At 65.9% G+C, this 21017-nt stretch carries 24 protein-coding genes; 9 read left to right on the forward strand and 15 right to left on the reverse strand.

Annotation, left to right across the window (positions count from 1 at the left end; all coding sequences use genetic code 11):
* The first annotated feature begins 111 nt into the window (after positions 1-111).
* The 3 genes from ABZV91_RS16780 (at position 112) to ABZV91_RS16790 (ending at position 2519) form a co-directional block, all read left to right on the forward strand.
* Entirely contained in the window at positions 112-933 is an 822-nt protein-coding gene (locus ABZV91_RS16780; RefSeq protein WP_355241934.1) for a mycofactocin-coupled SDR family oxidoreductase, read from the forward strand.
* Between the two features lie 525 nt (positions 934-1458).
* Positions 1459-1650 carry a hypothetical protein gene (locus ABZV91_RS16785; protein WP_355241937.1) on the forward strand — a complete coding sequence of 64 codons (192 nt, stop codon included), beginning with the start codon at positions 1459-1461 and terminating at the stop codon, positions 1648-1650.
* A 122-nt stretch (positions 1651-1772) separates the two neighbouring features.
* Complete coding sequence (locus ABZV91_RS16790; protein ID WP_355241939.1) at positions 1773-2519, forward strand: hypothetical protein; 747 nt, start codon at positions 1773-1775, stop codon at positions 2517-2519.
* Between the two features lie 184 nt (positions 2520-2703).
* Here ABZV91_RS16790 and ABZV91_RS16795 read toward each other — a convergent pair whose 3' ends face one another.
* The gene (locus tag ABZV91_RS16795; RefSeq protein ID WP_355241942.1) at positions 2704-2898 is read right to left on the reverse strand and encodes a DUF397 domain-containing protein; all 195 of its coding nucleotides are present in this window, start codon (positions 2896-2898) and stop codon (positions 2704-2706) included.
* Positions 2895-3773, reverse strand: coding sequence for a helix-turn-helix transcriptional regulator (locus ABZV91_RS16800; protein WP_355241945.1), 879 nt, complete (start codon positions 3771-3773; stop codon positions 2895-2897). The genes ABZV91_RS16795 and ABZV91_RS16800 overlap by 4 nt, the downstream gene beginning before the upstream one ends.
* A gap of 305 nt (positions 3774-4078) precedes the next feature.
* Between ABZV91_RS16800 and ABZV91_RS16805 the strand changes: the two genes are divergently transcribed.
* Together ABZV91_RS16805 and ABZV91_RS16810 are read left to right on the forward strand one after the other, a co-directional pair.
* Entirely contained in the window at positions 4079-4234 is a 156-nt protein-coding gene (locus tag ABZV91_RS16805; RefSeq protein WP_355241948.1) for a hypothetical protein, read from the forward strand.
* On the forward strand, positions 4231-4809 hold the full coding sequence (locus tag ABZV91_RS16810; protein WP_355241951.1) for a hypothetical protein: 579 nt from the start codon (positions 4231-4233) through the stop codon (positions 4807-4809). The genes ABZV91_RS16805 and ABZV91_RS16810 overlap by 4 nt, the downstream gene beginning before the upstream one ends.
* 35 nt (positions 4810-4844) lie before the next feature.
* On the opposite strand, the gene ABZV91_RS16815 is transcribed toward ABZV91_RS16810, so the two are convergent.
* From ABZV91_RS16815 to ABZV91_RS16830, 4 genes are all read right to left on the reverse strand, one after another.
* Positions 4845-5618: an ESX secretion-associated protein EspG gene (locus tag ABZV91_RS16815; RefSeq protein WP_355241954.1), complete on the reverse strand. Its 774-nt coding sequence runs from the start codon at positions 5616-5618 to the stop codon at positions 4845-4847.
* A 126-nt stretch (positions 5619-5744) separates the two neighbouring features.
* Complete coding sequence (locus ABZV91_RS16820; protein ID WP_355241957.1) at positions 5745-6887, reverse strand: hypothetical protein; 1143 nt, start codon at positions 6885-6887, stop codon at positions 5745-5747.
* Entirely contained in the window at positions 6884-7363 is a 480-nt protein-coding gene (locus ABZV91_RS16825) for a hypothetical protein (protein ID WP_355241960.1), read from the reverse strand. The genes ABZV91_RS16820 and ABZV91_RS16825 overlap by 4 nt, the downstream gene beginning before the upstream one ends.
* Before the next feature lie 43 nt (positions 7364-7406).
* Entirely contained in the window at positions 7407-7970 is a 564-nt protein-coding gene (locus ABZV91_RS16830) for a DUF3558 domain-containing protein (RefSeq protein ID WP_355241963.1), read from the reverse strand.
* 856 nt (positions 7971-8826) lie between these two features.
* On the opposite strand from ABZV91_RS16830, the gene ABZV91_RS16835 reads away from it, so the two are divergent.
* The gene (locus ABZV91_RS16835) at positions 8827-9246 is read left to right on the forward strand and encodes a hypothetical protein (RefSeq protein ID WP_355241966.1); all 420 of its coding nucleotides are present in this window, start codon (positions 8827-8829) and stop codon (positions 9244-9246) included.
* A 78-nt stretch (positions 9247-9324) separates the two neighbouring features.
* Here ABZV91_RS16835 and ABZV91_RS16840 read toward each other — a convergent pair whose 3' ends face one another.
* The 5 genes from ABZV91_RS16840 to ABZV91_RS16860 form a co-directional block, all read right to left on the reverse strand.
* Positions 9325-10443 (reverse strand): Fic family protein, encoded by a 1119-nt coding sequence (locus ABZV91_RS16840; RefSeq protein WP_355241969.1) that lies wholly within the window; start codon positions 10441-10443, stop codon positions 9325-9327.
* 166 nt (positions 10444-10609) lie between these two features.
* Complete coding sequence (gene mgtE, locus ABZV91_RS16845; RefSeq protein WP_355241972.1) at positions 10610-11974, reverse strand: magnesium transporter; 1365 nt, start codon at positions 11972-11974, stop codon at positions 10610-10612.
* 299 nt (positions 11975-12273) lie between these two features.
* Complete coding sequence (locus ABZV91_RS16850) at positions 12274-12873, reverse strand: hypothetical protein (protein WP_355241975.1); 600 nt, start codon at positions 12871-12873, stop codon at positions 12274-12276.
* Positions 12870-13664: a MerR family transcriptional regulator gene (locus ABZV91_RS16855; RefSeq protein ID WP_355241978.1), complete on the reverse strand. Its 795-nt coding sequence runs from the start codon at positions 13662-13664 to the stop codon at positions 12870-12872. Before ABZV91_RS16855 ends, ABZV91_RS16850 begins: the two co-directional genes overlap by 4 nt.
* Before the next feature lie 114 nt (positions 13665-13778).
* On the reverse strand, positions 13779-14273 hold the full coding sequence (locus ABZV91_RS16860; RefSeq protein ID WP_355241981.1) for a hypothetical protein: 495 nt from the start codon (positions 14271-14273) through the stop codon (positions 13779-13781).
* A 126-nt stretch (positions 14274-14399) separates the two neighbouring features.
* Here ABZV91_RS16860 and ABZV91_RS16865 point away from each other — a divergent pair, with 126 nt between their 5' ends.
* Both ABZV91_RS16865 and ABZV91_RS16870 read left to right on the forward strand, forming a co-directional pair.
* Complete coding sequence (locus ABZV91_RS16865) at positions 14400-14540, forward strand: hypothetical protein (RefSeq protein WP_355241983.1); 141 nt, start codon at positions 14400-14402, stop codon at positions 14538-14540.
* 299 nt (positions 14541-14839) lie between these two features.
* On the forward strand, positions 14840-15835 hold the full coding sequence (locus ABZV91_RS16870) for an LLM class F420-dependent oxidoreductase (protein ID WP_355241986.1): 996 nt from the start codon (positions 14840-14842) through the stop codon (positions 15833-15835).
* A gap of 297 nt (positions 15836-16132) precedes the next feature.
* On the opposite strand, the gene nrdE is transcribed toward ABZV91_RS16870, so the two are convergent.
* From nrdE to ABZV91_RS16890, 4 genes are all read right to left on the reverse strand, one after another.
* A complete protein-coding gene (nrdE, locus tag ABZV91_RS16875) occupies positions 16133-18292 on the reverse strand; it encodes a class 1b ribonucleoside-diphosphate reductase subunit alpha (RefSeq protein WP_355241989.1) in 2160 nt (719 codons plus the stop codon).
* Complete coding sequence (gene nrdI / locus ABZV91_RS16880; RefSeq protein ID WP_355241992.1) at positions 18289-18738, reverse strand: class Ib ribonucleoside-diphosphate reductase assembly flavoprotein NrdI; 450 nt, start codon at positions 18736-18738, stop codon at positions 18289-18291. Before nrdI ends, nrdE begins: the two co-directional genes overlap by 4 nt.
* 118 nt (positions 18739-18856) lie before the next feature.
* Entirely contained in the window at positions 18857-19087 is a 231-nt protein-coding gene (gene nrdH, locus ABZV91_RS16885; protein ID WP_039826068.1) for a glutaredoxin-like protein NrdH, read from the reverse strand.
* 535 nt (positions 19088-19622) lie between these two features.
* Positions 19623-20192: an NAD(P)H-dependent oxidoreductase gene (locus ABZV91_RS16890; RefSeq protein WP_355241995.1), complete on the reverse strand. Its 570-nt coding sequence runs from the start codon at positions 20190-20192 to the stop codon at positions 19623-19625.
* A 190-nt stretch (positions 20193-20382) separates the two neighbouring features.
* Between ABZV91_RS16890 and ABZV91_RS16895 the strand changes: the two genes are divergently transcribed.
* A complete protein-coding gene (locus ABZV91_RS16895) occupies positions 20383-21012 on the forward strand; it encodes a helix-turn-helix domain-containing protein (RefSeq protein WP_355242028.1) in 630 nt (209 codons plus the stop codon).
* Positions 21013-21017 lie beyond the last annotated feature (5 nt).

A 21017-nucleotide genomic window follows, 5' to 3' on the forward strand; every position in this document is an offset into this window, starting at 1 on the left:
TGCCGGAATCGCCGGATTCCGCCGACATCGACGATGACGACACTCCGAACCGGCATCCAACGCTCGCCGGCAATGTGAGGATGGGGACATCGAGCCGACGAGGGAGGAACCGTGGGGAAGTTGGACGGAAAAGTCGCTGTCGTCACCGGCGGCGCGCGAGGACAGGGCCGATCCCATGCGGTGGCACTGGCCGCGGCAGGCGCCGATATCGTGCTGTGCGATATCGCCGCACCCATCGCGAGCGTGCCCTACGCACTCGGTTCGGAGGACGACCTCGCCGAAACGGTGAAGCTGGTCGGCGACACCGGCCGCCGCTGTATCCCGGTCACCGCCGACGTCCGCGATCAAGAACAGCTCTACGCCGTCGCCGACCGCGCCATCGACGAATTCGGCCGTATCGATATCCTCCTGGCCAACGCGGGCATCGCCTCCAGCTCCCTGATCGCCGACATGCCCGAACAGACCTGGCAGGACATGATCGACGTCAACCTGACCGGCGTCTACCACAGCTTCCGCGCCGTCGTCCCGCATATGATCGAGCGCGGCGCGGGCCGCATCGTGGCCACCGCCTCCATCGTCGCCCGCATGGGCGCCCGCCGATCCGGCCACTACGCCGCCGCGAAATGGGGTGTGGTCGGCCTGGTGAAATCACTGGCCGAGGAGGTCGCCGAACACGGCATCACCGTGAACGCGGTCCTTCCCTCGGGCGTACAGACCGACATGATCATGAACCCCGCCACCTACCGCGAACTGATGCCCGACCACGAGAACCCGACCCGCGAGGACGCCATGGTGATGTTCGAGGCCGGGGGCGGACTGATCCAGCCCGAAGAGGTCTCGGAACTGATCCTGCTGCTGGTCTCCGACTCGGGCGGCCGCTACAACGGCGAAGCCCTCACCATCTCCGGCGGCCTGAGCACCCACACGGTCTGACCGAACCTTCAGTACCCGTACTTCTCGATTCGGATAGCTGTGCGGAAGCGCACCCAGCATCCGGTCGAGCCCACCGGTGCGCATACCGGACGGACACCGCACACGGTCGCGAGAATCACGAAGATCGGCGCGCCGGGCATCACGGTCAGGCCCGGGGAGGTCGTGTCCTGGATCTGCGCGCCGGTGCTTACCAGAAAAACGAATTATCACAGTTCGGGGCGCTCTTTCGCCAATCCTGACGCCGGATTTCCGGTCCCGCGCGAATGGGCGAGGACAGGGCTGAGGGAGACGTTGCTTGTCGGTCCCGGCTTGTGAGTTGAAGTCGGTCCGGAGGCAGCAGACGCGTTTACCGTCGCAGCATTCCCAGCAGTGGCGAACTTCTGGCTATTGATCGGCCGATTCTTCTGCTTGGCAGTCGTCGGATCGTGGTCCCGAGGGAGCGAGCATCTGATCCGTTTGCGAGGACTACATGTGGGACAGGTCATGACACGACTTGCCCACTTTGTGGGCAGCTTGCCTACCCCATTGGCAACCGACGACCGTGCGGTGCTGGAATGGTTCGTCCAGCGCAGCCGAGGCCACCGGCTCACCGGTGTACCGCGGAATCTGGATCCCCACTGGGTAGTGGAGTATCTGCGCGATCGGGAGAAATACGGCGACGTCTTCGAATTGGTGCGCAGTGATGACTTCGCCGACTACGCCGACATGCGAGTCTAGGGTATCCGCCGGGGTGCCACGCTCGAACCACAGCATGTGGCGATGGACCGCCTCGACCGCATCGGCGCGGCCGCCGCCTTCGGGCCCTGCGGGATCGACACCCCGAACTCGCCGATACACGATTGCAGATCAGTCAACAGAATCCACTGGACCTGGCGTTGTTCGTGTTCGGCGGTGCGGCGGTGGCCGATGGACTTCCGCTCGGGCGTGCACTGCGCCACCTTCGGGCGGTGACACCGGCGCTACGCAACCTACCAGTTTTCATCGAGGCCTCGCTGGCCGAAATGGCCCAGGTACTGGCTGCTCACGGCGATCTGATCACCTGGCAGGTGGAATCGCCGATCGCTCAGCTCGCACTGGTGAAGGCGGCGCGATTCGGTGCCCAGGTTCCGGTCGGTCGTCTGGTCGCGCGACAGCTGGCCGGTTTCCTCGCGCGGGCGCACGATATCGGTGCACAGACCCTCCTGCACCTTTGCTACGGCGACTACCAGCACAAAGAGCTTCTCGCTCCCCGCAGTCTCGCACCGGCGGTAAATCTGTTGAACGCCGTCGCACGAAACCTGCGTCCTCGCGGGGTGCCGTTGCCACCCGCGCACATCCCCTGTGCTTACGGTGCTCATCCTGCTCCGGTGGACCCGGCGTTTCACCGGCCGCTGCGCCGGCTGGACCCGGACTGGCGCGTCATCGCCGGGGTCGTGTCGTCGGCGGGAGCGCAAGACAGTATCCGGAGCCTGGCCTTGTTCGAAGCAGCCGCGGGCCGGACCGCGTACGGTGTGGCGACGGCATGCGGTCTCGGCCGGTGCACCGTTGAGGAGGCCGAGCGGGCCGCCGCGGCCACCGTGGCGACCGCCCAGGGTGCACCGAACTAGCCTCGATCCTCCACGACTCGGGCGGATGGCCTCGGTCTGGGCCGGAGGTGGTGGGAAGTGCCCGTCCTCCGGGGCTGAGGTGAAGTCGCTCGCGGTCGATTCGATGGCTGCTGCACGAATGTCCGATAGGTTGTCCGAGCTGGTCAAATGCGCACACAGTTCGTGTCCGGGAGAATCGGCGTAATCATTCTCGGTCCCCACGCATCCGGGCGATGAAGGCATCCCAGTCCGCCGGTGCGAAGTCCAGCGCGGGTCGGGCCGGATTCTTGGAATCCCGCACGCCCACCCGCCCCGAGCCCAGCCATGCGACTTCGACACAGTCACCCTGGGTCCCGCTGTAGGAGGACTTGAACCACTCATCCCCGGAATACCCGCTCATGATTGCTCGTATCTCCTTGCTATTTTTCGGATTCGGTCCCGTGAGACGACTTCGTCATACGTTGCGGACCGGATCGTTTCGTACAGGGACCGAAATCGGCCCACATCAACGGTGTCCTCGAAAGTCATCGAACCGATCGCACCTTCGGAGTGGACAACGGACGGCTCGGTATCCGGAAAGTCGAGGACTATGAATGGCGGAACGACGTGGCCGGTGGGAAGGCCGGCCTGGAACGGGACCACCCGGATCGCAATATTTTCCTGGGTGCCCACATCGGCAATGACGCGGCATTGGGCAGCCATCTTCGGTTTCGATCCAACCACCGTGTGCAGCACACTTTCGTGAAGCAAGAACTCGAGTCGAGCCTTCCAACGTCGCTGCATGATTCGAGTACGACGCTGCATTCGCATTTCTACCCAGCTGTCGACCTTCGATTCCGGATCGTCAGGTGCGGAAGCGCGATAGACAGCTCTGGCATAGTCCGCAGTCTGGAGCAGTCCAGGGATGACAAGTGGCTGGAAGAACCGGAATTCCGTTGCATAGGACTCCAGTTCGAGGTAGGAGCTGAACCCCTCGTGCAGGAAGTGGCGATAGTTCTGCCACCAGACCTTGGTGTTCGATTCCGCCGCAATGGTCATCAGATACTGGGTGCGATCTTCCGGCAGATCGAAATAGCGGCAGAGGTATTCGACTTCCCGGACCTTGATCCGCTCATACTGCCCCAGCTCGATCCGGCTCAATGTCGCCCGGCTGAACTCGGTCTCCCGGGCCACCTGTTCCAGCGTCGAACCGCGTGCGTGGCGCGCATCGCGCAACGCTCTCCCGAGTTGCCGCCGCGGCAGTGTGGTGCCGCTGAGATCCGCCTTGCTCGGCATCGTGCCTCCCCTGTTTCTCAACGAATCGCCCGGCGTTTCTCAGTTCGAGAACAATCGTAGGCAGGTACCGGGAAACGTGCTGCGACTTCCGATCGATCCCGTGACGGCCTCCCACCGACCCACGCCGAGTCTGTGACCTGCAGCAACATAGCCGCATGCCCGAGAGATACGGAAGTCGTTGTCGCAAAGACGCTTTCCCGGCCGTTCCCGGCGCCGCCGGTACACCCGCGCCGACGCACCACACCGAGTGCGAAGGCCGGCTGGCGGCCTGGCGACTCGATGGCGGGGCGATCCGAATCCTGGAGGTGCGCGATTCTTCGGGTGTGGGCGTGCCCCTGCCCGCCCACACCGGCACCGACCTCGCGGATATGCGCGAGCGGTTCCCCGAATACGCCCGTCTGTGGGATGCGATCCGCCACGAGTTCTGGGCGCATACCGTCGCGCGGGGATTGCTCGGATGACCGCAATCCGCTACCCCGACGACGAGTCGGTCGCCGAGATCACCGCGCATTTCCTGCCGGTCGTACCCGACGGGTCGCTGCCCGTACTGTTCGGATTCCGCTTCGACGGCGAGACGATCCACGCCGAATGCGCCGAGGTCGATCCGAGCCGGGGCGTCACGGATCCGAATCCGATCCATGTGGCGGCCGCCCGGGTGCGCGCCGTCCTCGGCCCCGGCATGTTTGGACTCGGTTTCGTTTTCCTCGTTTTCGCCGACCAACTGGATTCCCGCACCGCCGCCCGGTATATCCCGGCACCCGTCCGCACCGCCGCGGCGCGACTGCCGACCGGGTCGGATATCCTCGCGGCCGCCACTATCGATGCCACCGGTCGTCAGTGGTGGGCGGTCCGCCCTCACCACTGCGCCGCCGACCCGATACTCCTGCGGTTGCCCGCCATCGCACCCCGGGACTGGCACATACCCGAATCCATCGACGCGTCCCTGTGGACCGCCGCACTCGCTCTCGACGACGCCAACCATCCGCATCTGCTGAGGCTGCGAGTCACGAACCCGCGCGAACGGACCGGACTATGAGCGCTACCCATGTCGGCCTGCACCGAAGCCCGTGCTCACCAGGCGTCGGCGCGCTCCTCCGCCAACCGGCGCCAGGCCAGGTCCAGCCAGCCGCCGAAATGGCGGGTGAACTCGGCCGGGGTGGCCGGGCGCACGGTGATGTGGGTTCCGCGCTGTTCGGTGTAGCGGCCGTCGCCGGTGATGTCGTGCCATTCCAGCGACCGGAGCGGATCGGCATTCGCGTCGAAGCGCCCCATCCGCAGCAGCGCGCAACCGCCACCGTCGGCTTCTCTCCGGACCAACCACCGATACCGGTCCCGGGCGCGGGTGCGCTGCGGATTCTCGAACTGCTCCGGCCGGGAGTCCACATCGTCAGGATGGAAGGTCTCGGGTCCGGCCGTCCCGGGCGCGCACCCGGGCAACGCGGCCACCAGCCGGGCCGCCAGCTGCTCCGGCCGCAACAGTCGCACCTGGATCGACCCGAAGTCCTCGGCATTACCGGCCTGGCTCATCGTCACCGCATGACTCTCGGTGCGCGCGCCCACGATCCGGTAGTTGCGCATATCGCCACGTCCGGTGCTGCGTTTGTGCGCGATAGTGCCCCCGAAGATCGCGATATGCATTTTCGAGGTGCCCAGCGTATCCAGGGCCATCTGGATAGTGGCGCGTTCCTCCCGGGTATACCGTTCCCGCACCGCGAGGCGATGCGCCCGGGCTTCGTCGTTGAAAACGAAACGGCTGGTGTAGCGCAGTGGGCTGGGGAACCGGTCGTAGGCGTCGCTGTACCACAGCGCCGCGAAATCATCCGGCTCCCACGTCCACTCGGACATCGATCATTCCCCTTGTCGTATGCGATACAGCAGTTTCGGCAGGACAGAAGTATTCGGGTGGTTCCGCTGTGGAGCGGAACCACCCGGGGTCCGGCCGTTCACCGGACACGGCGAGAACCGGAATGGTTATTCGGGGTTGGAGCCGATCACTCCGCCGGGGATCGTCCGCGGCGCCTCGCCCAGCAGCTCGTCGGTGTTCTCCTGGTTGATCAGGTAGTCGGGTGTCGAACGCTTCGACTCGTCGTCCTGACCACCACGTCCCGCACCGGCACCGCCCATCGGCATACCCGTCATCCCACGGTTGCCCGCCGCGGCGGCGGACGCACTGGCCGGGACGCCGGTGGTGGCGTTCGGTGCGCCCTGAACCGTACGGCCGGGAGTCTGCGACTCGGGAGTACCGGGGGAACCGGGACTTCCCGGAGGTGTGCCGCCCGGCGAGCCGGGACTTGTGGTCACACCGGCCGGTGTGGTGCCCGCCGGAACAGTGGGGGTGGTGCCGGTGGGGGTTTCCGTGGACGCGGGATCGGTTGCGGTATCGCCGGAGTCGGTGGTGGTCGGCTGCGCCGTATCCTCGCCGGGGGTCTCACCCGGCGTCTCGCCCACCGGAGTTTCCGGCGTCTCGCCCGCAGGCGTCTCCCCTGCCGTTCCGGTGGGGCTCCCTGGGGAAGTAGCGCCGGGGTTCCCGGTGTCGGTGTTGTATCCGCCGGGTGGCGGGGCGGAGATATCGGTGGTGGAGGTGGGGCCGACAGGGACGGGAATCACCGGAATCTGGGTATCGAGTTCCGCGAAACGGTCGACGTAATGGGTTTGCATCGCCACCCTGGCCGCCTCGGTACGCCGACCGATCTCGCTGTCGTTGAACGTTTCGTTCAACCAACCCTTGAACCCATCGGTGGTCAGAGGGTCACCGATGGCGTTCTTGGTTTCGACGATGGCGGTAGCAGCGTTGCGTACTCCAGCGGACAGTGCTTCGAGCGCCGACGTCGCTGGGCGAGCGTACTTGTCGATGTAGTCCTGGATGGCCTGCTTGGACTGTTCGGCGGCCGGGCCGGACCAGGACTGCGCCAGCGAGGCTTGAACGGAACGTACGAACGTCTCGACACCCTGCTCCCACAGCTGACGCATCTGCCAATATCGCTCCGCCTGGTCGATCGCATCTTGGACGAGAAGTGGGCTGAAAGCCGCTTTGATCTCGGGATGTTCCCATTCGTTGGTGTGCTCGCCACCACGCAGGATTGTCGGGTTTTCGTAATCAGGGGTGTGACTCATCGTGTCGATCCGCCCGGAAGAATGTACGGTCCGAGGGTCGGCGCCACGGGCGGCCGCTCAGGAAGCGTCTCGCTCAAAGAGTTGAAAGCGGCGGCCCATTCGCTGTCCGCCTGCATCATCTGGTCACGCATGATCCGGTAGGTATTCTGGATATCCTTGACGATCTGGTAGTGCTGCTCCATGATCTCGAAGACCCCATTGCCGTCCGGGGCGCCCCTGCCTTTCACCTTGTACCGACCAACCATCGCGCGAGCGGACGTCAAGCGGTCGTTGGCCTCGCCCAAGCCCCAAACATCTTGCCGTGAGACATCATCGGCGATTTGCTGGACCTGTCGAATAAGAGTCATGAACAAATCACAGTCGCGGTCGACGTAGATGAACTCTTCCGGAGTCATCGTCACGGAAGTCTGGCCTTCAGTAGCCGCAGCCAGCATGTTTGCCATTGGCCGCGGGGCCACATCGCCTTCTTCGCTCAATGTTGATTCCCTCCCAGTACTTCAAGCAGCGATTCAAAGCCGATCAGGCGCCGGCAGGGATGGACGGCGCGACTTTCTGAGCCAGGCTGCGCGCAAGTTCGCACGTATCAAGATGCCCAGTCTTATCCCCAGACGGCGGATTCGTCAGGCCGAACTCCAACGTGCCGCCCTCCATCTCCACGTTGACGTGGCACGATTCATCGGGACGTTGCTCCAACTGGCGAGTGGACAAGGCAGGGCGACCACCTGCGGTGAACTCGGTTGCGTCGGGGAAGTTCTTACTTCTCACCAGCTCCAGAGTGAGGTTCGTCGTCCGAATACTGGCCGAATATCCGTCCGGTTGGCCCCACAGACACCCGACCCATTTCGCCCCGCTCGACTTCTCCGATTTGTCCGGGACCTTGTTCCGCAGACCCTCTGAGTCGAGGACGCTCTGCGGGATATCAGTACATGGATCGAATCCTGCCGGAACCCCTGCGGCAAGGGTCGGACCGGCCGAGACTTCAGGACTAGCAGCCCCTTCCGTCGAGGAATCACACCCTGCCAGCACCAAGACGGCCCCGCACACCAGTGCGGTCAGTCGCTTCCGATTGCCCATGGCCACCATCCGACCTCCACCGCCGATACCACCAGTCGTCCGACCCTTGGGGAGGACCGGCGTCTCCGCCCCCTGCTGCCGGCTCGTCCAGACGTTACCGGCGCTAAAAACTCGACGCAACCGCCCAACCTCCCGGACCTTGCACGCATAGTCAACGCGCCGGCGGATTCGTCACCCTGCTCACCAACCCACGGCGTGTGGCAGCCAACTCCTTTGAGCGCCTGCGAAACACGGTGTTCCCCACTGCTTCTTGCCCGTGTAGCAGGTCTGCGGACTGTCGTGTGGCCTACGTCGAATGCCACTCCCACCGGGGCCTACGCTTCCGACTTGGCACCGTACGACGCCTCTCGCGAGAATGCCCGGGTGACCCATGCTGATCTGACCGCTGCGCGGTGGCGGGAGCTGTCCGACGAATCGGCGACGCGGGTTGCGCGTGCCGTAGCCCGCCAGAACAGCGCGGAGCTTATTGGTGTCCACAGCCACGAGTACTTGGGCCGGCAACAGCGTATTGCCTTGTTCGACCGGGCCGGTACGCGGTTATCACTGGTCCCGGGCGGTCGGGTGCGACTCGGTTACGACGGGGGCAGGTTCATCCCGTCGCCCCACCAAGCGGCCGGTTTCGCCGAGAGTGCCGAAGAGTACGGCCTGCCGGTGATCGCGGAGTTCGTCGACACGATGACCTCGCCGGAGCGGGTGGTGGACCTTCCCGCGATGCTGGTCGGCGTGGAAGCGCTGGATCCATGCGTGGTGAGTGTGCCGGCCGATGATCCGCGGGTCCTCGAGTTGATCGCCGAATCCGGCGCTCGGCTCGGCGCCACAATCGTGCTGTCAGGCGCGGACGGAGGTCTGAAGGTCGAAGGCCCAAGTGGCCGAACAGGTTTCCTACGAACAGGCGTTGCGTGCGACTGCCGCGCTGGGACTGCGGGCGAGCACTCCGGACGAGTGGGAGTACGCCTGCGGCGCCGGAGCCTCAACTCTGTTCCGCTGGGGTGACGACAGCTTGGACGGCGGCTATCCGTTCGACCATTCGGCAGGGCCACACCGGGAGGCGAACCTGTGGGGTCTGATGATCGGTCAGGATCCCTACCGATACGAGTTCACCACCGACCCGGCCGTCGTCTGTGGTGGTGACGGCGGCGGTGCCACCTGCGGCGGAGCCGGGTTCTTCCTGGGGTGGCTCACGCTGGCGACCGCCTACCGTGACAGAGATTTCGGGGCGTGGCTCGACTCGGACGACCGGTACGTCACCGAACTGCTCATCCGGCCGGTCGCCGAATCGGCCTGAGGGCTTCGCACGTACCGGCCGCTTCGGCGAGCCGCATCACCTGTCCGATGAACCCATAACCACCCGGATCCACCGACCTCAGAGTGCCGCCAGCTCATAGGAGGTACTCCGGCCGCCCGCCTCCGACCGCAGCAATACTCCGCGGTCGACCAGTTCGTTGATATCGCGCAGGGCGGTGTCCTGAGAGCATTTGGTGATGATGGCCCACTTGCGGGTGGTGAGTTTGCCGTTGAACCCGTCCAGGAGCCGGTTCAGCATCATCGTCTGGCGGTCGTTCAACGGGAGCGACTGCCGCTGCCGCCAGAAACGGGACTTCAGCAGGACCTTGTCCACCGTCTCGTCGGAGTGGACGATCGCGCGCCGGAGCGCTTCGAGGAACCAGCTCAGCCACTCTGTCACATCGAGCGAACCCTGCTGAGTGCGTTCCAAGATCCGGTAGTACGCCGAGCGGTCGCGCTGGATCTGCGCGGAGAGGCTGTAGAACCGCCGGGAACTGTGGTCCGCACGCGCCAGCCACAGGTCGCCGAGGGCGCGCGCGACGCGGCCGTTTCCGTCGTCGAAGGGGTGCACGGTCACGAACCACAGATGCGCCAATCCGGCTTTGATGATCGCCGGTTCCGCGGTATCGGCATCCACCCACTTCAGGAACTTTCGCATCTCGACGTCCAGCTGATCGGCCGGCGGTGCCTCGAAGTGCACCCGCTGTCGGCCGTAGCCGCCGGAGACCACCTCCATCGGGCCGGTCTCATCGGTGCGCCAGGAGCCGATGGTGATCCGGGTGCGACCTGAGTATCCGGTCGGGAAAAGGGCGGCGTGCCAACCGAACAGACGTTCCGCGGTGACCGGCCGGTCATGGTGCGCGGTGGCGTCGAGCACCATTTCGACGACACCGTCCACATGCCGGTCGGCCGGAGCGAGCGCCCCGATATCCACGCCGAGATGACGGGCCAGAGAAGAACGCACAGAGGCCACGTCCAGTAACTCGCCCTCGATTTCGCTGGTCTTGACCACATCCTGGGTCAGCACGGCCAGGCTTGCCTCGTCCTGTACGGAGTCGGCCGTCTCGGCGAGCCGACCCAGCAGACGACCCTGCTGATGTGCCACCTCGGCCAGCGGCGCAGCCAAGCGGGCGGCGTCGTATTCGAACACCGGCCAGCCGGCGTGCTGCCAGATGTACTTCCGGTATCCGGACGTCATGCGGCGATACTACGCCCTATTCACCGCAGATTCTGCGGTGAATAGGCGTTCGTTTCCCCGCGCGGCTTCGCGGTGCCGACGCGAACAGGCGCACTGCGAACGTTCGCTCCGCATCGACCAGACCCGGCGACTCAGGAACGCCGGAGTCGACCCGACGCAGCCCCGCTCAGATCCCCAGCACCAGTTTCGCCGTGGTGAAGTAGATGATCAGCCCGGTCGCGTCGACCAGCGTCGTGACCATGGGTGCCGACACCACCGCCGGGTCGATCCGCAGCCGCTTGGCCAGCAGCGGCATGGTGCCGCCGATGGTGGCGGCCCAGGCACAGATCAGTACCAGCGTGACCCCGACGACCACCGCGACCCGGGGGCCGACGAACAGTCCGCCGATGATCACGCCGACCACGGCGAGCATGGTCCCGAGTACCAGCCCCACCCGGCACTCCCGCCAGATGACCTTGAACAGGTCGCCGCCGCGCACCTCACCGACCGCGACCGCGCGCACACAGGCCGTGGCGGCCTGCGCGCCGGCGTTACCGCCCGCGCCGATGAGCAGCGGAATGAACAGCGCCAGCTGGGCGGCCTGTTCGAGAGTGGCCTCGAAGAAACCGGTCACGCTGACCGTCAGCGTCGCCGCGACCAACAGCAGCATCAGCCACAGCGCGCGGTAGCGGGCGAGCTGGAACACCCCGGCGGCCATGTAGTGGCCTTCCCAGGGCGCCGAACCGGCCTGTTTGGCGACGTCCTCGCTGTCGGCGGCCTCGATGACCTCGACGGCGTCGTCGATGGTGAGCAGCCCGACCAGCCGGTCCTCGCTGTCGACGACCGGCAGGTTGATGTCGTTGGTCTCGCGCATGAGGCGCGCGGCCTTCTCCGCCGAATCGGTGGCGCGGACGAACGCGGGTTCGGTGACTACGAGGTCGGCGACCATGGTGTCGGGGCCGGTGAGGACGAGTTCGCGCAGTTCCACGATGCCCTGGAGGCGGCGGCTCGCGTCGACCACGGGGAGGGTGTAGACCGTTTCGGCGTTGCCGCCCTTGAGCCGGACCGTGCGCAGGGCGTCGGCGACGGTGAGGGTGCCGGGGATGGCGACGACCTCGGGTGTCATGAACCGGCCGACCGAGCCCTCGGGGTAGCCGAGCAGTGCGGCGGTCATCCGGCGTTCGCGGGGGCTCAGCCCGGCGAGGGCTTTCTTCGCCACCTTCGCCGGCGCTTCGCGCAGCATGCGGGCGCGGTCGTCGGGAGCCATGCCCTCGACGAGTTCGCGGAAACTCTGGTCCCGCAGGCCCTGCAGGATCTGCTGCTGGTCGACGGGTTCGAGTTCCTCGAACACCGCGAGCGCCAGATCCTTGTCCAGCAATCGGAACGCGACCCCGGCCTCGACGGCATTCATCCGCGCGAGTTCGTCGGCGATGACGTGCGGCGGATGGTTGTCCAGCCAGTGCAGCGCGGCATCGACACGGTGGCTCTCGACCACGTCCTGGAGGGATTCCGACAGCGTCGTCGGCACTTCGATGAGATCGATCTGCGACATGAGAAGTCCTCGGCACAGCAGTGAGTTGCGAGTGATTTCGAAGGAAAGTCACACCGCGAGGCGCCGAGCCGGGCCGCTCCGCCGACAGTTACTGCAAGCGGAAACGCGGGCGGACGACGCCGCGCGGCCTTCGACTGGGAGGTTCGCTGCGCATTGCAACACCACCTCCTCTTAGGTCGCCGCCACGCGCGTGGGTACACGCCCGATCCGGATAACTGTCTGTGAATGCGAACGCATTCTTGATCAGAATACATCCTGACCACGGGAAGTCCGCATCGAAAGGTTCGTCACACGGCGTTTCACACTCCCGGGCGTGTCCGCATGCCGGATAGTTGCCCGGGATCGTCGAGAAACAGACTGATCCGGGTCACCGCGGCGGAGATCCGGCCGCTGGGCAACGGTGACTCCACCCGGACATCGACCGGTCCGCGGAGTGTCACATCGACGGTGGTGCCGTCCGGGCCGGCGAGGAACAGGCGGTCGCTGTCGAGCGCGGTCCCGGTGTGGTTGTAGCGGCGATGGTCGGTGACGGCCGCGATCCGGTCGAACGCGATGACCGCGATCTCACGGCCGCCGCGGCGCAGCACCAGCGCCCGGTCGGTGGTGTAGTGCGGGTAGGCGATATCCGCGACGAACACCGCGAACAGCAGTACCAGCGACCACAGCGACAGCACGCCCAGCGCGATGCTCAGCCACGCCCACGGGATGAGGATGCGCAGCACCGCCATCTCCAGCAGGGTCGCCGCCAGAAAGGCCAGGGGCATCGCCAGCACGCCGCGGGTGCCGGGCAACGGCTCCCGCTCCCGGCCGTCGCAATCGGTTCGGCGACGCAACCACAACCAGACCCCGTGGTAGGCCCGGCGCTGGTTCCGCAGCAATCCGGTCGCTCGCCCGGTCATGGTCGATCGTCCGCGCCGGTGAGCAGGTCGATCGTCCGCAGGACTGCGCGGCGCTGAGCCGGGTCGGGCACGAGTGCCGCGGGCGAGAGATCGAGCCCACTCGCGTCGCTCGCAGCGGTGGAGGCCGTCAGGGATTCGAAATCGGCAGCGCGCAGCCCGGCGGCGAGCTCGTGTGCCACCCGTTCGATCAGTTCCCCCGACTGTTCCACCGCCCGGCCGCGCAACTGCTCCCAGCCGCGCAGCATCCGCCGGTAGTTCTCCCGGGCCGAGGTATCGGAGAACGCGCGCGCGAACCACGTGAACATCTCGTCCGGGGTGTCACCGGAGATGGCGATGATCTCCAGCAGATCGCGCTCCCGGTCGAGGGCGGCGCGTTCCAGCTCATCGGCCTGCTCACGGGCGATGTCGAGTGCATCGGCGAGCTCTGCGGGTAACGCGGTGAGCGTCCGGCCCGCTTCGACGGCGGCCAGCATCCGGCCCAGGCCCTCCTTCTTGCGGACGAGCTGGGTGACACGGTGGGAGATCTCGTCGTGCAGGGCCGCGAGGTCGGCACGGAGGTCGTCGGTATCCGATGCCCCGTGCTCGGTTTCGAACACGGCGGCCACCGCACCCAGCGGCAACCCGTTGTCGGCGAGCCAGCGGATACGCATGAGGCGCGCCAGCTCCGCCAGTCCGTAGTCGCGGTAGCCGTTATCGGGGCGGATCGGTTCGGGAAGCAGGCCCAGTCGGTGATAGTGGCGGATAGCGCGGGGGGTCGTTCCGGCGGCCGTGGCTATTTCGCTGATCCTCATGGCACCAGCTTCCGGTGTGACGCTACGTCGTAGTCAAGCACCGGAAATGAGGACCGAACGCACCCTCCGCGCGATTTCTTCGCGTGAACGATGCGGCGCCGGTCGACGCGGCAATCACAGGAGTATCGCGTCCTCGACTTCCGGCCAGTTCCGGGTGTGCCGGACCCACTCCGGGACCGGTCCGGGCTGCACACCGAAGAGATACAGATGCGGTACGAGGCCGCGTAGCGCCTGATGGACCTCGACGCGGTCGTCGATCATATGGGTGACGCCGAGTTCCGCGCAGTGCACCGCCTTGTCGGCGCGTTTACGGCAGAACCGGACATTGCCGCGCGCGATACCCGTCCGCCGATAGAAATCGTGGTGGTCGAGCCACCGCGTGGTGCGTTCCTGCACCCGGGGGCCGCATTTGGAGATCACCCACGCCCGGCCGCCGAACCGGTCCACGAGCCGGGGCAACACCTCGAAAGCGTGGTCACTGGGCGGGGTTCGCATGGCTTCTTCCGCGCCGCCCGAGAGGAAGACGGTATCGCCCGGACCGTCGGGGAGGGCGGCCCCCTGGATCACCCGGCCGAAATCCACGCCGAGTGTCGGTTGTTCTTTGTTCATACGGCACCCAGTGTGACCGGTTCACACCCGCCCCGGCGACCGATTTTCCCGCCTGCGCTACACGGTGTATTCCGCCGACCGGACTCGGGCAACCAGCGGGCACGACCGATCCGCGCGGAGATCCGAATGCGACGCGCCGAGGCCCGCGATACCGCCCCCGGCGAGGTCGAGTGGACCCGTAACCGCTACGACCTGGTGTTCGGCTCGAATTCCGAACTGCGCGCAGTGGCCGAGATGTACGGGGCGCGACCCGACCGGCAGCTGTGACAGCAGGCCGGCAACTCTCACGCCGGGTTTCACAGCGGGTCCTCGGGCCATGCACGGCACAGGCCGGTCCGGCGAACCGGGCCGCCATCGGGCGCAGCCCCGGGTGTTGTTCGAGGCATGGGATCCGCGCCATGCCTGGGTCTGGAACAGCCCGGGCGAACACTCCGATGGGCACGGTGACATCGCCCGCAATTGGGCGCGGGCAGCGTTCAACCGTTGCCCACCCGGCGGGATCTCGACAGGGTGGAAGTGGAGATATCTCGCAGCGGCCCCCGGGCCCGACATCTGAGGAGAGTGCTGTGCGCTTCGGAATCTTCATCCCGCAGGGCTGGCGTCTCGACCTGGTAGGTCTCGATCCCGCTACCCACTGGGAGGTGATGCGGGGTCTGGCGGCCCGCGCCGATGCGAACCCGGTGTGGGAATCGCTGTGGGTGTACGACCATTTCCACACCGTTCCGGAGCCCAGCGAGGAAGCCACCCACGAGGCCTGGACCCTCATGTCCGCTTTCGCCGCCACCACCACCCGGGTGCGGCTGGGCCAGATGTGTACGGCGATCAGCTACCGCAATCCCGCGTATCTCGCCAAGGTCGCGGCGACGGTGGACCTGATCTCCGGCGGCCGCACCGAGATGGGTATCGGCGGCGGCTGGTACGAACACGAATGGCGCGCCTACGGATACGGTTTCCCCACCGCCGGGGAGCGGCTCGGCCGGCTCGACGAAGGGGTGCAGATCTTCCGTCAGGCCTGGCAGACCGGCACGGCCACCCTCGACGGCCGCTACTACCAGGTGGACGGCGCGATCGTGCGCCCGCTACCCGCCCAGGAGGGCGGCCTGCCGCTGTGGATCGCGGGCGGCGGCGAGAAGAAAACCCTGCGTATCGCCGCGAAATACGCGAACTACACGAACTTCGCCGGGAACAGCCCCGACGAGTTCACCCACAAATCGGAGATCCTGCGCGCGCACTGCGCCGAGGTCGGCACCGATTTCGACGCCATCGTGCGCAGCGCCAACTTCAATGTCGCCATCGGCACCACCGAGGCCGAGGTCGAACAGCGCAAGTCCGAGCACGCCGCCCGGATCGCCCCCGTCCTGGGCGCGGAGAAGGCCCGCGCCCATGTCGACAATCTGAACAACGGCAGTGCGGCGGTCGGCACCCCGGAACAGATCGTGGAGAAATTGTCCGCCGTCCGCGATCGCGGGCTGGGCTACGCCATCTTCAACTTCCCCGAAGCGGCCTACGACACCAGCGGTATCGAACTCTTCGAACGCGAAGTACTCCCGGCGCTGTCCTGATTCCGGACAGTGGGGTTCCCGGTGCACCGATAGGCGGCCGCACCGGGAAGCTGCGCCCCGCCGGCCCTGCACTTCAGAGCGCGACCACCGTCAGCAACGGCTCCAGACCTTCGAAGTCGTCCACATTGCGGGTGAACAACGGCAGATCATTCGCCGAAGCGATTGCAGCGATCATATATAGCGACAGGCGCTATCCGATGCTATCGGCGTTTTACCGGAGACGACCACCGGCGCCACATGTCCGCCACAACAGGGACATGGACGCCGGCAACCGCGATGGAAATACTGTTCAGGACCTCAGAGCATGCAGCTCACGCAGCCCTCGACCTCGGTGCCCTCCAGTGCCATCTGCCGCAGGCGGATGTAGTAGAGGGTTTTGATGCCCTTGCGCCAGGCGTAGATCTGGGCCTTGTTCAGGTCGCGGGTGGTGGCGGTGTCCTTGAAGAAGAGGGTCAGCGACAGGCCCTGGTCCACGTGCTGGGTGGCCGCGGCGTAGGTGTCGATGATCTTCTCGTAGCCGATCTCGTACGCGTCCTGGTAGTAGTCCAGGTTCTCGTTGGTCATGTACGGGGCCGGGTAGTAAACGCGGCCGATCTTGCCTTCCTTGCGGATCTCGATCTTCGACGCCACCGGGTGGATGGAGCTGGTGGAGTGGTTGATGTAGGAGATCGACCCGGTCGGCGGGACGGCCTGCAGATTCTGGTTGTAGAGGCCGTGCTCCATGACCGCGGCCTTCAGCTCCCGCCAGTCGTCCTGGGTGGGGATGTGGATACCGGCGTCGGCGAACAACCGGGCGACCCGTTCGGTCTTCGGCTCCCACACCCGACCGGTGTACTTGTCGAAGTACTCACCCGAGGCGTACTTCGATTCGGGGAATCCGCCGAAGTACGTGCCACGTTCCCGCGCCAGCGTGTTCGAGGCCCGCAGGGCGTGATAGACGACGGTGTAGAAGTAGATGTCGGTGAAGTCGAGCCCTTCTTCGGACCCGTAGTGGATGTGCTCGCGCGCCAGGTAGCCGTGCAGGTTCATCTGGCCGAGGCCGATGGCGTGCGAGGAGTTGTTGCCCTGTTCGATCGAGGGCACCGAGTTGATATGGGTCTGGTCGGAGACGGCGGTGAGCGCCCGGATCGCCACCTCGATGGTGCGCGCGAAATCCGGGGAGTCCATCGCCTTGGCGATGTTCAGTGACCCCAGATTGCAGGAGATGTCCTTGCCCACGTGGGAGTAGGTGAGGTCGTCGTTGTAGGTCGAGGGGGTGGAGACCTGCAGGATCTCCGAGCACAGGTTCGAATGGGTGATCTTGCCGGCGATCGGGTTGGCCCGGTTCACCGTGTCCTCGAACATGATGTAGGGGTAGCCGGATTCGAACTGCAACTCGGCGATGGTCTGGAAGAACTCGCGCGCCTTGATCTTGGACTTGCGGATCCGCTTGTCGTCGACCATCTCGTAGTACTTCTCGGTGACGTCGATATCGGCGAACGGCTTGCCGTAGATCCGTTCCACGTCGTAGGGCGAGAACAGGTACATGTCCTCGTTCTTCTTGGCCAGCTCGAAGGTGATGTCGGGGATCACCACGCCCAGCGACAGTGTCTTGATGCGGATCTTCTCGTCCGCGTTCTCGCGCTTGGTGTCGAGGAAACGGTAGATATCGGGGTGGTGGGCGTGCAGGTACACCGCGCCCGCCCCCTGCCGCGCGCCGAGCTGGTTGGCGTAGGAGAACGAATCCTCGAGCAGTTTCATGATCGGGATGACGCCCGAGGACTGGTTCTCGATCTTCTTGATCGGGGCACCGTGCTCACGGATATTGCTGAGCAGCAGCGCGACCCCGCCACCGCGCTTGGACAGCTGCAGCGCCGAGTTGATGGAGCGCCCGATGGACTCCATATTGTCCTCGATACGCAGCAGGAAGCAGGACACCGGTTCGCCGCGCTGCTTCTTGCCGGAATTGAGGAAGGTCGGGGTGGCCGGCTGGAAACGGCCGTCGATGATCTCCTCGACCAGCATGCCCGCGAGCACCTCGTCACCGGCGGCCAGCGTGAGCGCGACCATGCACACCCGGTCCTCGAAACGCTCCAGGTAGCGCTTCCCGTCGAAGGTCTTGAGGGTGTAGGAGGTGTAGTACTTGAACGCGCCGAGGAAGGTGGGGAACCGGAACTTCTTGGCGTAGGCCTGCTGGAACAGCTTCTTCACAAAAGCCCGGCTGTACTGCTCGAGCACCTCGGACTCGTAGTAGTTCTCCTCGACGAGGTAGTCGAGCTTCTCGTCCAGGTTGTGGAAGAAGACGGTGTTCTGATTGACGTGCTGCAGGAAGTACTGGTGCGCGGCCTCGCGATCCTTGTCGAACTGGATCTCGCCGTTCGGACCGTACAGGTTCAGCATCGCGTTGAGGGCGTGGTAGTCCAGGACCTCACCGGGTTCGCCGGCACGCTGCGGGGGCTGCTCCAGGCGGGCGGTCATACCTGCTGGTGCTGTCGTTGTTGCTGCCAAAACAATCCCAATCCCTCACGGACGCGGGCGACGTCCTCGGCGGTTCCCATGAGTTCGAAGCGGTACAGGTAGGGCACCCCGCATTTACGCGAGATGACATCACCTGCGAAGCAGAAGGTGTCGCCGAAGTTCGTATTCCCCGCGGCGATGACCCCGCGCAACAGGGCGCGGTTGTGCGGATCGTTGAGGAACTTGGCGACCTGGCGCGGGACGAATTCCTTGTCGGAACGAGCCGAACCCAGCACGTGCCGGCCACCCCCGTAGGTGGGGACGATCAGCACGTAGGGTTCGTCGACCCGCAGCGAGTCGGTGGTGTGCAGAGGGATCCGGAGTGCCGGGATATCCAGCTTCTCGACGAACCGGTGGGTGTTCTCCGACGCGCTGGAGAAGTACACCAGCGTCTGTGATTCGAACATCTCACCTCCCCTGTTCCCCGACCCGGTCGGGCGCGATATCCGCTCAGGCTGTGTCCATCGGGCCTGAGCGCGGGCCCTTCGTGGTTACGCTGCGCTGCCGCCGCCGGGCCTGACGCACTCAGGCGGCGACGGTGGCCAGTGCCTTGATGCGGTCGGGCCGGAAACCGGACCAGTGCTCGTCACCGGAGACGACGACGGGAGCCTGCAGGTAACCGAGAGCCATCACGTAGTCGCGCGCATCGGCATCGGTGGAGATATCGACGACCTCGTACTCCACCCCGGCCTTGTCGAGGGCCTTGTAGGTGGCGTTGCACTGCACGCAAGCGGGCTTGGTGTACACGGTGATCATTCGAGTCCCTCTCTCCTGTGCCTATGTGCGGTGTTCGCGGTCCTTCGTGGTGACGGTCCGCCGCCCTCCGGGCCGAGCTCACCGCATGCCTGATCCCAGCCGGTGACCCGTCTGTGTTGTGCGGTGTGTCGGCACGATCGGATGATCTGCGCAAACTCCGAGGACCGACCCTGAAACGCCATGTCCGGGCCGGTTCCACCCGGTGCCGGCGGGCCGATTGCGCCGCCGCCTCCAGGCATCGATGACACTACACCTAGTGGCCGACAGAAAGAAACAACACGAGATGTTGCGAGTCACAACCATGTGATTTCACCGCTGTAAGCCGCAGGACAGCAACTCGACACGCCGTATTCACCGTGGCCCAGATCACAAATCGTCCGGGCCAGTTCTCTTTCAGCAAACGCAGAAGACTACGCCTGTCACACCAGTCGCCCACTGCCCCAGCAGGCCCTCGGGTCCCGTAGGAAACCGACCGACCGGAAACGCGAGGGCCGCCCCGTCGTCGGACGGAGCGGCCCTCGCGATGCGCTGGAGATCAGGCGGAAACGAGCTCCCCGCTGGCGGCGGCGACCAGAACCTTCACCGACTCGGTCAGCTCACGCAGCACCTCGACGTCCTCACGCGGGTGGCCGGCGGCGAAGCGCTCACCCCACGCGGCGTAGTGCAGATGCGCTTCCTCGACGATCTTCCCGCCCGCGATACCCACGGACTTGACCGCGTCGCCGTGCGCCCACCGGGCAGCGTTGGGGCTGATCGAACCACTGAGCACGGCGACGGGCTTACCGCTGATCGCACCCGCGCCGTAGGGCCGGGACAGCCAATCGATCGCATTCTTCAGTACCGCCGGCAGGGTGCCGTTATATTCCGGGGTGACCAACAGCAGACCGTCGCTCGCCGCGACCGCGTCGCGCAGCGCCTGGGCGGCGGCCGGTACCGAACCCGCGATATCGATATCTTCGTTGTAGAACGGGATATCACCGATACCTTCGTAGATGGAGACCTCAGCGCCCGCGGGCGCGGTCGAGACCGCCGCCTCGGCGATCTGCCGACTGACCGAGGCGCCGCGAAGGCTACCTACGAGGGCGACGATACGGGTCTGGCTCATGTTGACTCCTGCGGTACTAGTTGTGTGACGATCGCACTGCCCAGGTCAACCGGACCATGGTCCGCTACATTCCTCCGGAGGGACACCCCGCGCCGTGAACTACGACACACTCAGTCCGGATTCCGCCGGATCCGGACCCCCGGGCGACCGGGACCCGGCCCCCGCGCCGGCGCCCGCCGAGCCGCTCGCGCTGCGGGTCCACCCGCCGCGGCCGGTCGGCCCCGTACTGCCCGGCACCGGGGAACCGGCCGAACGCGCCGACGCCGCGCGCAACCGGCGCCGGCTGCTCGACGCCGCCCAGGAACTAGTGCGCGACCACGGTGTGGACGCTCTCACCATGGACGCGCTGGCCAAACGGGCCGGGGTCGGCAAGGGCACGGTGTTCCGGCGCTTCGGCAACCGGACCGGTCTGATGTACGCGCTGCTGGACCACTCCGAAACCCAGGCGCAGCAGGCGTTCATCTTCGGCCCGCCACCGCTGGGTCCGGGCGCGCCGCCGGTGGAGCGACTCGTCGCGTTCGGCCGGGCCCGGTTGCTGGATCTCGAAGTGGCCGGCGAACTGCACCGGGCGGCCGAACTCGGTTCCTCCGAGGACCATTTCAGCAGCCGGCCCTACCTCGTGCTGAAAACCCATGTGACGATGCTGCTGCGCGACGCGGGCACCCCGGGCGATCTCGGGCTGCTGGCCGACTCCCTGCTGGCCGGGCTCGGTGCCGCGCTGGTCCTGCACCAGCTACGCGCGCAGGGTTACACGCGTGAGCAGATCGGCGACAGCTGGGAAGCCCTTGTTCGCCGCGTAGCCGGACGAGCCGAGCAGTAGAGTGA

Origin of the sequence: Nocardia sp. NPDC004568, from assembly GCF_040609955.1 — a bacterium.
Classification (GTDB): Bacteria; Actinomycetota; Actinomycetes; order Mycobacteriales; family Mycobacteriaceae; genus Nocardia.